The following is a 9,876-nucleotide window of genomic DNA, read 5'->3' on the forward strand; positions in this document are numbered from 1 at the left end:
TCCACCTCCGTTAATCCTTCATTCCCGTCATCGATACACCCTCAATGAACTGCTTTTGGGCAAAAAAGAACACAATCAGCAGGGGCAGGGTCGCCATCACCGAAGCACTCATCAGGTGATGCCAGGCCGTTCCCGCTTCGTCTGTAAACAAGGACAAGGCGAGCGGCAGCGTCATCAGCTCTCGGTCGTTCAAGAAAATGAGCGGATCGTAAAAGTCGTTCCAGCTGGTCAAAAAGGTAAAAATCGTCAAGGTCGCAATCGCCGGCTTGGCAAGCGGCAGCATGATGCTCCAGTAGATTCGCCAGCGCGAGCAGCCATCGATCATCGCGGCCTCCTCCAGCTCCTTCGGTATCCCGAGGAAAAACTGGCGCATGACGAAAACTCCGAAGATTCCTCCCGCACCAAATATCGGGAGCACGATCAGCGGCACATGCGTATTGATGAAGCCTAGTACACGCATGAACAAAAACATCGGAATCGAGGTCACTTCATTCGGAATCATCATCGTCGACAGCAGAAGCAGGAAGACGAGATTGCGCCCTTTAAAAGGAATTCTCGCAAACGCATAGCCGGCGATCGAAGCAAACAAGACCGTACCGATTGTCACAAGAATCGCGATGTACAGGCTGTTCCAATAGAACAGGTGGAATGGCGTGTTCGCCAGTACCTCCGTGTAATTTTCCAGCCGGATCGGCGATGGAATCAGCTCAGGGGGAAACACGAAGATTTTGGCTGGCTCCTTGAGCGATGTCGAGAGCATCCATAGGAACGGAACGAGCATGATGAGGGAGACGACAGACAGCGTCACATAGTTCAACCCGATCCCGAGGATTTTTCCGGGACTCTTATTCTTCATGGAAGACCCACCTCTTTCGATACTGCCACTGGAGTAACGTAAATACAAAAATGATAAAGAACAGTACAAAAGCGAGCGCTGACGCGTAGCCAAACTCGAAGTTTTTGAAGGCCTTCTCCCAGATGTAGTAGACCAGCACCTTCGTACTGTCGCCTGGTCCTCCTTGGGTCATCACGTAGATTTGGCCGAACACCTTGAGCGATCCAATAATGGTCAATAGCGTCGTCAAAAAGATCGTGGGCGAGATCATTGGGACGGTGATCTGGAAAAACTGACGTGCCCTTCCTGCTCCATCAATCCTCGCTGCCTCGTATAAGTGAACAGGCACCTGCTGCAGAGCGGCAATAAACAGCACCATGTTCAAGCCCACGTTTTTCAGGACGCTGGTCACGATGACGACAGGCATGGCCAACTGCGGATTGTACAGCCAGGCTGGACCCGTGATCCCGAACAGCTGCAGGATCTGGTTGATAAAGCCTGTATCGGTTGCAAACAGGTACTTCCAGACAATTGCCCAAACGATCAGCGAAGTCATGACCGGCACGAAGATGGCTGTACGGAAGATGCCAATCCCGGGCAGCTTGCGGACGAGCAGAAGTGCCAGACCCAGAGCGAGGGCAATATTCAGCGGAACGAGTCCTGCCGCAAACGTGAACGTATTGCCAACAACCGTCCAAAACTCCTCATCGGAAAAAATGGCCTTGTAGTTGTCCATCCCAACAAAGGTCGGCTCTCCCAAAAGCGGCCAATCCGTCAGACTCATGTAAAAGGCGAGCAATAGCGGCCCGAGCAGCAGCACGAGAAATCCGAGCACCATCGGACTGACAAACAGCCAGCCACTCACATTGGCTTCCCGATGAAACGGATTTCTTTTCGGCTTCGCTTTTTTCTGTTCAGGAGAGATGGGAATATTCATGTTGCTCTCCATACGCATTCCTCCTTCGTGGGCGAAGCTGCCTCTTCCTTTTTCTTACGAGGCCGCACCCGGTTCCCTTTGCGTGCTTATTTGTCGATTGCATTGCGTAGGGCTGCGACCGACCTTTTGATCTCGTCTGTCGTCGTCCCAAGTGCCATCGCCCCCGCCAGCAAGACACGCACGCCCGTATCTCGCAGGGCCGGAATATCTGCTGGCACGACTTTTCGCTGGGTAGGAACCATCACCGGAATCCCCGCCTTTTCCACCAACAACCGATATTTCAGCAGATCGGTAAATACCAATGGCGTCCCGTATTCCGCACCTGGGACGATAGAGGCTTCCAAGGCAGTCATGGGAAAATGCTTCATTGAATCTAGCAACGCCCAATCGAATTGATCGTCAATGGCAAAGGTGCTCGCTACCCCCTCGATCCTCATCTGTGCTGCTGGCAGGTGGTGTCCGTAAATCGAGATAAAGTCTATGCCAATTGCGGAAAGCTGCGCTAGCTCGGCTGGGTTCAAGTCTTGTGGAGAGCCAGCAGGAACGATGCCAAACGGTCCGTCAAACTGACTGCGGATGGATGTGAACAGCTCAAGATAATTGGCGAGGGGGCCAAAGCTGTTTCCACTCGCTCGATGATGCACGTTCATATGCACCTTGAGTCCATCTGCTCCTTCCGCAAACGCTGCATTCGCCAGCGCCTCCTCATTTCGCGGCAGACTGACGAACAGCTGAAACGGCTTTTCAGAAAGCGCACGCTCCAATCGATTCATCACGAAGCTCCCCTCCCTTCAAATGGTTGGCGGCCTGTTGTCCAGACCGCCACAGCTCAGCTATTTTTTCAAAATCGGGTTGATCTTCTCTTCCAACGACTTCATGATATCCTGCGGCTGTGCCGTTTGACCGAACAGCTGGTCAAAGCCGGCGAGAATCGTATTGTCGATTTTTTGCCATTCCACATGGCCTGGCTGGAAGTGCGCTTTTGGCATTTCATCGATCACGGCTTGCTTGATGTGGGCCGGGTCCGGATTGTCAGGCTGCTTCAAGAACAAATCCGAGTTGAGTACCGATGTGCGCGGTGGCACGAAGTAAGCAGATGTCGCCTGGACGCCTTCCTCGCTGGCGATGAATTTGAGGAACTCCTTTGTTTCCTGCAAATGCTTGGTTCCTTTGAAAATCGAGTAGCCTGCCTGGCCGAGCATCGGGGCCGAGCCTTGGGAACCGGATGGCATCGGCGCGATGTCCCATTTAAAATCTTTGATCGTGCGCGCTTTGGAGACGTAGCTGTACACATCGAAGAACATCCCGATTTTGCCTGACTCAAAGCTCACCTGCTCCCCGGCTTTCGGATGCGAGCCATCCGTAAACATCATGCGCTGCAGCATGCTGAGCGTCTCCGTTCCGTATTGGTCGTTCCAGGTGAACTGAGTCATCTCTTTGTTGAAAGGTCCGCTGCCATTTGACCACGAGTACGAGGATAGGAGGATCCACGTTTTCCAGTCCCGGAAGAAGTTGGCCCCGTAGATTTTGCTCGCGCCCGTCCCGCTGGTGATCGCTTTTGCTGTCTTTTCAAACTCTTCCCACGTCCACTTGCCTTCTTTTGCCAGATCGTTCGGTGATTTCAGACCGGCTTTCTCGATCAGGTCCTTGTTGTAGAACATCACGCTTGGCGGTGTAGAAAAGGGGATCCCGTAGAGCTTTTCATCTTTTTGGAACAGGGCGAGCGTGGACGGAATGAAGTCGTCCATTTTAAAGTTGGCGTCGGAATTGAGGTCCGTCACGTCCTCCAAAATGCCATTTGCCATAAACTGCGGCACCATGCGCTCCGATACCCAGCCGATGTCCGGCAGCTCCTGTCCTGCTGCCAGCACGGTCACCTTTTGCTGATAATCCGGGAAAGGCACAGATTCCAGCTTTACTTTGATATTCGGGTGAGTTTGTGTGAATTTATCGATCAGCTTCTGGTATAGATCGAGGTGAGCTTGATTGCCCCATGTCAAAAAGGAAAGCTCCACAGGCTCATCGCTTTTCGCCGCAGGATCGCTGGATGCTGCCGGCTTGCTGCTGCACCCCGCAAAAGTAAACGCTGTCAAAAGTATAGACAATGCCAAAAAGATTGCCTTTTTCATGATGTACCCCCTTTTTTCTGGAATCGTTTCCTAGCCCAAGTATAGATTTGATGGAATATTAAGATAAATCACCTGTTTTACAGATTTGGTATGGGATTTATAGGTCTTCTTCTCCTGACGCCCCATCCCGGTAACCGCCGGGGGTCATCCCGACTTCTTTCTTGAAAACGATCATGAAATGCTTGGGGCTCTGGTAGCCAACCAAGCGGGAAATGTCGTAGATCTTCAGGCTTGTCTCACGCAACAGCTGCTTGGCCCGTTTCATCCTCGTCCTCGTAACGTAGTCAGACACGTTTTCTCCCGTCTCAGTCTTGAACAGCTGGCTGAGGTAAATGGGATTGAGGTGGACGAAATCTGCCAGCGTTTGCAGACGTAGGTCGCCATCTGTATGATCCTGGATGTAGTTTTTGACTTTGCGGATGATGTGCCGCTCTTCCTTTTGACTTTCGGTCTGCTCAGCTGCGACCGACTGTTTCTTTCGCTCCAGTGACAGCCGGATTTTTTCCAGCGTTCCCACCAGCTCGATCCGGTCAATCGGCTTGAGCAGGTAGTCTGTTACTTTGTGCTTCAATGCTTTTTGGGCGTACTGAAAGTCACCGTATCCACTGATAATGACGATGGGCAGCTCTTCATACATCTCGCGAATCTTGCCGATCATCGCCAGCCCATCGATTTCTCTCATGCGAATGTCCGTGATGATCAGATCAGGCATGTCCGTGCGCAAATAGTGCAGCGCCTCTTTCCCATCCTGCGCCTCTGCTACGACACAAAAGCCTGTAGTCACCTTTTCGATCAAGGTCTTCAAGCCTTCCCGGATGATCCGCTCATCCTCCACTAGCAAGACTTTGTACATGTCTCATCGCCCTCTTTTCATTTTCTATGGGGATTCGCAAGGAAAAGATCGATCCTTGTCCTGCCTGACTGTCCATCATCAGGTGGTATCCTGCGCCGTACAGGAGGGTAATCCGCTGGTAAATATTGCGGAGAGCCGTCCCCGTACGCTGGCTGCTTGCTGCTTCATTCTGGTGAAAGGGGATTCTGACACTGGAGCGCAGCCTGATCAGCTCTGGCTGGGTCATCCCTTTGCCGTTATCGCGCACACTGATCTGCATAGCCTCAGCATCCCGTGCGACTGAAAGCCAAATGGTACCGCCTCTCTCCTGGCGCTCGATGCCATGGTATATCGCATTTTCCAGCAAGGGCTGCAAAAGAAGCTTCGGAATGGGCGCGTCTCGCAGCGACTCATCCACTTCCATCACCACCTGGATTCGATCCCCGAGACGTGTCTGCTGGATACGAACGTAAGAGGACAGTGATTCCAGCTCTTGCGCCAGTGTCACAAAGCCATCTCCCCGCTCTACGGTGTACCGCATCAGCTTGCCTAAAGAGGACACCATGTCCGATACATCGTAGTTGCCTGCACGGATCGCCATCATGTTGATCGCCTCGAGCGTATTGTAGATAAAATGCGGGTGGATCTGACTCTGCAGGGCCGCCAGCTCCGCCTCCCGTTCGCGCAAGCTGATGACGTATACTTCGTTGACGAGTCGGTTGATCTCTTCTACCATGTGGTTAAACTGCTCGCTCAGCTTGCCGATCTCATCTGCGGAGGAGACTGGCACACGCTCGTGAAAATGTCCTTGCTCGACCTGGAGCATTTTTTCCTTAAGCGAAACCAGCGGCTTGCTGAGTGAATAGGCAAAATAGCTTGCGAGTCCTCCCGCCACGACCAGAAAGATCGCCGCGATCAGAATAGTAAAGCTGCGCAGGTCATTGGAGTCTTTCAGCAAGCTGTCTATGGGGATCATGCTGATGACTGTAAGTCCCGTCCTCGCTGATACATTGTCGATCAATAAGTAGCGCTGTCCCTGCAGGCTGATCGTTCTACCTGACTGCCCCGGATGTACGAGCCCGGCAGTTTCCCGCAGCAGCGCCTGGTAGCCAGGTGTAGTCTCGTTCTCTCGCTTCTCGAAAAAAAGCTCCTTCTGCTGATTGACGATGATCAGGCTGCCTTCTTTCGTAAAGGGCATGTTGGTCAAAATCTGATCGATCATCTCCATCTTCATGTCGATCTTGATGATTCCGAGCGGCAGATTGGTGTTGGGCTCTCTTAAAAGACGTGCGACAGAAAAGTAGCGATCCATCGATGAATCAACATAGTAGGCGGGGCGGTGCGAAGGGATAATGACGGACGCACCGTTTCCTGCAAGCACGCGACTGTACCATTCCTCTTTTCGCAGATCGACCTGTGCCTTCATCGTCGACGGATCGAGATTGGAGAAAACCAGCCCATTTAGGGACACGATCTGGATGCCCTTCACTTCCGGTCGGCTGTAAGAAAGGCTTGATATGTACAGCGCCATTTTTTGCCGTTTTTCTGTGGAAAGGTAGAGAGGTGCTTGCGCGCTGCCACCAAGCTCCCGGAGAATCGACAGAATGCTGTTATCGTAGAGGGGCATCAGGGAGAGGCGCTTCATCTCTTCCATATTTCGGTCCAGGTTTTGGTTGATTTGGTGGACGATCTGCGCTGTGTATGCGGAGGTTCTCTCTTCGGTGGAGGTAGTGAATTTGCTGTAGGTGATCATACCTTGCAAGCTAAGCGGAATGGCGATCAGGCAGAGAAACAACGTGAGCATCTTCGTGCGTAGCGTTCCGCGAAACAGGTGCAAAGGATGCTTTTTCATCCGGTGGTTCATGGCAGGCTCTCCACTCCTTATCTACAAACTGAGAATTCGGACTATTTCTTCTGCCATTCTGTTAAATCCTTTTTCAGGTGCATCGGGCTGTAGCGGGGGGGAGGAAAAGAGAGAAAACGCTCCGTTAGTAGGGACACTGCTCGGGGGTCATTCCTGTTCGGCTCCGTTTCAAAACCGGAACCCGCGTCCAAAGTGGTCGGTTCATGGATGCTTGTTCAGAGGTGGACGCTAAGGGCAGGTTCCGCTTTTTCCACTCCGCCTGGGCTGTGTCCCTAATGCCCTCGCTTTTTTCTCTCTTTTCCTCGGCCAGCTGTCTTGCTTTCAAGGGCTTTTATTTGGTCGATTCATGGTCGTTCATTAAGAACTAAAGAACTAAAGAACTATTTCAAGTGGTCTGTCGGGCTTTGCGGAGGGGAGGAAAAGAGAGAAAACGCTCCGTTAGTAGGGACACTGCTCGGGGGTCATTCCTGTTCGGCTCCGTTCCAAAATCGGAACCCGCGTCCAAAGTGGTCGGTTCATGGATGCTTGTTCAGAGGTGGACGCTAAAGGCTGGTTCCGCTTTTTCCACTCCGCCTGGGCTATGTCCCTAATGCCCTCGCTTTTTTCTCTCTTTTCCTCGGCCAGCTATGGCTGTTTCACGGGCTTTCTTTGAAAGGATCTCTGGGAGCCTCTATGACCCATTTTGCAAAATAGGGTACTTAAAGGGAAACAAATACCGAATAGCGTTTGGCCCAAAACCTCTTTGTGCACGGCATCATACAATTTCGGATCATAAAGTTAAGCCCGTGTGTTCCCTGCGGAGAGAAGGCTCCCAAGTTGACTAACGAAGTGACTATCACAACTGTGCTGGTTTTAACGCATTTCAGCCGCAAACAGCAAAAAAGCCTGTCATCATCGTGACAGGCTTCCTGCTATTGCGTTGCTTATCCGTTTTTATGCTTCTTCGGTCAGTCGCAGGAACTCATCGATATCGGCTACAGCCAGGTCGACAGCGGCTTGCCAGAATTCTACCTGCGTCATGTCCTCACCGAGATGGGTTTGTGCGAGGTCTTCTACCATCAGGCGGCCCGTGTCTCGCAGGAGGGCATCGTATTTGTCCGCGAAGCTTTCTCCTTCTGCCAGCGCACGGGCGTAGACGCTCAGGCTGAACAAGTATCCGAATGTGTACGGGAAGTTGTAGAACGGATACGTTGTGATATAGAAATGGAGCTTGGAAGCCCAGAAATGCGGCTCGTATTCGGCGAGCGCACCGGCGTATGCTTCTTGCTGCGCTTCTGTCATCAGGCGGTCGAGGTCGGCAGCGCTAACTAAGCCGTTTTTACGAGCTTCGTAGAAGTTTTTCTCAAACAGGAACCGCGCCTGGATGTTCATGAAGAAAGCGACAACAGATTGCAGCTTGTCTTCGAGCAGGACCAGTTTTTCGTCGTCGTTCGCTGCGTTTTTCACCGCTGCATCTGCGAGGATCATCTCGGCAAAGGTCGAAGCTGTCTCTGCTACGTTCATCGCGTAGTTTTGCGCGAGGGGCGGCAGATCCCACATGACTTGCTGATGGTAGGCGTGCCCCAGCTCATGGGCAAGGGTAGAGACGTTGCTCGCGTTGCCAGCGTAAGTCATGAACACGCGGGATTGCTTGCTCACCGGGAAGCTGGTGCAGAAGCCGCCTGGACGTTTTCCTGGGCGATCCTCTGCTTCGATCCACGCATCGTCAAAGGCAAGCTGGGCGAACTCCGCCATTTTCGGGTTGAAGTGATCGAAGTTCTCCACGATCAATGCTGCCGCTTCGTCGTAGGAAACCTTTTTGTGTGTGCTTCCTACAGGTGCCGAAATGTCATACCAGCTCAGCTTCTCTACGCCGATCAGCTTCGCTTTGCGCTCCAGATAAGCAACCAGTCGATCCTTGCGGTTGTTGATTGCCTGCCACATCGCATCCAACGTCTTTTCCTGCATCCGCCCGATGTCAAGTGGCTCGCGCAGGACCGAATCCCAGCCGCGGTGACGATACAGCGCCAGACGGAAGCCGCCCAAGTGATTCAAGGCTTGCGCGCAAAGCTCTGTTTCGTTGCCCCACGCCTCCAGCCATTTTTCAAATGCTTGCTTGCGCACGGCACGGTCCGGATGGCTCATCAGGTTGGATGCCTGCCCTACTGACAGCTGCTTCTTCTCACCGTCCAGCTCCACCTCGATGGTCATGCGTCCTACCACTGCGTTGTACAGGTCCTGCCAAGCGTGATACCCGTCGACAGCCAGATCGTTAGCGAGCACTTCTTGCTCTGGAGACAGCTTTTCCTGTGCACGACGGCGGCGCTCGTTCAAGTTAAAGGCGATAGCAGACAGCTCTTCCTCTGCCAGCAAAGCTTCCCATTTCGCCTCGTCGATTTTGAGCAGATGCTCCTCCCAGCGAGTCAAAGCCGAGCCAAAGGCTGCAGAGATGCTTTTCACACGTCCACCGAGCATTTTCGCGGCTTCGTCCTTCATGTTTTGGGCAGTCAGGCAGGAGATAAACGCGCCGGCCTGTCTCGTCCGAACAGAGATCGCTTGTACGCTGTCGATGATCTCTACAAATGTTTTCTTTTCCTGCAGTGCCAAGTCCGCTTTCTCTACCTGGGCTTGCAGTGCGGCGATATCTTTTTCCAGCTCAGCGAGAAAGGAACGAAATGCTTCGGATTCGCTCCCTCCCGGAAACAGTACTTCCAAATCCCAGCGCTGTGGCAATGTTTTTTCCATCGAAATCCCTCCCGTATCTATGAAATACAGCTTTTTTCCCGTTCTTACTGTTTACCAGTAAGCACCATGCTAAAACTCTATCGATAAATTAATTTCTGCTGAAATTTCCGAACTCCTGCTCTTTTTTGACACAAATTGTTTTCTCGGTTTCCTTTTGCTGTTCCTGCTCTGAGGCTCATTGTAAGTGTAAATGCCAATCAAGTGGGTGGCTTAGCTTTCGTGGAGGGGAGGAAAAGAGAGAAAACGCTCCGTTAGTAGGGACACTTCTCTGGGGGCATCCCTGTTCGGCTCCATTCCAAAACCGGAACCCGCGTCCAAAGTGGTCGGCTCTCAGATGCCGGTTCAGAGGTGGACGCTAAAAGCAGGTTCCGTTTTTTCCATTCCGCCTGGGCTGTGTCCCTAATGCCCTCGCTTTTTTCTCTCTTTTCCTCAGCCAGCTGTATTGCTTTCATAGGCTTTTATTTGGTCGATTCATGGTCGTTCATTAAGTACTAAAGAACTAATTCAAGTGGTCTGTCGGGCTTTACGGAGGGGAGGAAAAAGTCTCAGATGCAC

Annotated in this window: 7 protein-coding genes; all 7 read right to left on the bottom strand. The window is 52.2% G+C overall.

The features are described from left to right. Nucleotides 1–10 precede the first annotated feature (10 nt). Nucleotides 11–856, bottom strand: coding sequence for a carbohydrate ABC transporter permease (locus tag EDM55_RS05815; RefSeq protein ID WP_092266397.1), 846 nt, complete (start codon nt 854–856; stop codon nt 11–13). Then, nucleotides 846–1,784 (bottom strand): carbohydrate ABC transporter permease, encoded by a 939-nt coding sequence (locus EDM55_RS05820; RefSeq protein WP_092266398.1) that lies wholly within the window; start codon nt 1,782–1,784, stop codon nt 846–848. The genes EDM55_RS05815 and EDM55_RS05820 overlap by 11 nt, the downstream gene beginning before the upstream one ends. Before the next feature lie 74 nt (nt 1,785–1,858). Continuing rightward, nucleotides 1,859–2,545 (bottom strand): hypothetical protein, encoded by a 687-nt coding sequence (locus EDM55_RS05825; RefSeq protein ID WP_092266399.1) that lies wholly within the window; start codon nt 2,543–2,545, stop codon nt 1,859–1,861. Nucleotides 2,546–2,605: 60 nt separating this feature from the next. Then, the gene (locus EDM55_RS05830) at nt 2,606–3,901 is read right to left on the bottom strand and encodes an ABC transporter substrate-binding protein (RefSeq protein ID WP_092266400.1); all 1,296 of its coding nucleotides are present in this window, start codon (nt 3,899–3,901) and stop codon (nt 2,606–2,608) included. A 97-nt stretch (nt 3,902–3,998) separates the two neighbouring features. Then, nucleotides 3,999–4,754 carry a response regulator transcription factor gene (locus EDM55_RS05835; RefSeq protein ID WP_092266401.1) on the bottom strand — a complete coding sequence of 252 codons (756 nt, stop codon included), beginning with the start codon at nt 4,752–4,754 and terminating at the stop codon, nt 3,999–4,001. Next, a complete protein-coding gene (locus EDM55_RS05840) occupies nt 4,726–6,597 on the bottom strand; it encodes a cache domain-containing sensor histidine kinase (protein ID WP_246071085.1) in 1,872 nt (623 codons plus the stop codon). The genes EDM55_RS05835 and EDM55_RS05840 overlap by 29 nt, the downstream gene beginning before the upstream one ends. Before the next feature lie 933 nt (nt 6,598–7,530). Then, on the bottom strand, nt 7,531–9,321 hold the full coding sequence (locus EDM55_RS05845; protein ID WP_122959829.1) for a M3 family oligoendopeptidase: 1,791 nt from the start codon (nt 9,319–9,321) through the stop codon (nt 7,531–7,533). Nucleotides 9,322–9,876 lie beyond the last annotated feature (555 nt).

Origin of the sequence: Brevibacillus centrosporus (assembly GCF_003710815.1) — a bacterium.
In the GTDB taxonomy this organism is placed as follows: Bacteria; Bacillota; Bacilli; order Brevibacillales; family Brevibacillaceae; genus Brevibacillus; species Brevibacillus centrosporus.

Bases quoted from the DNA above. Each gene is read 5' to 3' on its own strand.
- EDM55_RS05815 (WP_092266397.1), bottom strand. From the start codon at position 856: ATGAAGAATAAGAGTCCCGGAAAAATCCTCGGGATCGGGTTGAACTAT.
- EDM55_RS05825 (WP_092266399.1), bottom strand. From the start codon at position 2,545: ATGAATCGATTGGAGCGTGCGCTTTCTGAAAAGCCGTTTCAGCTGTTC.
- EDM55_RS05830 (WP_092266400.1), bottom strand. From the start codon at position 3,901: ATGAAAAAGGCAATCTTTTTGGCATTGTCTATACTTTTGACAGCGTTT.
- EDM55_RS05820 (WP_092266398.1), bottom strand. From the start codon at position 1,784: ATGGAGAGCAACATGAATATTCCCATCTCTCCTGAACAGAAAAAAGCG.
- EDM55_RS05840 (WP_246071085.1), bottom strand. From the start codon at position 6,597: ATGAACCACCGGATGAAAAAGCATCCTTTGCACCTGTTTCGCGGAACG.
- EDM55_RS05835 (WP_092266401.1), bottom strand. From the start codon at position 4,754: ATGTACAAAGTCTTGCTAGTGGAGGATGAGCGGATCATCCGGGAAGGC.
- EDM55_RS05845 (WP_122959829.1), bottom strand. From the start codon at position 9,321: ATGGAAAAAACATTGCCACAGCGCTGGGATTTGGAAGTACTGTTTCCG.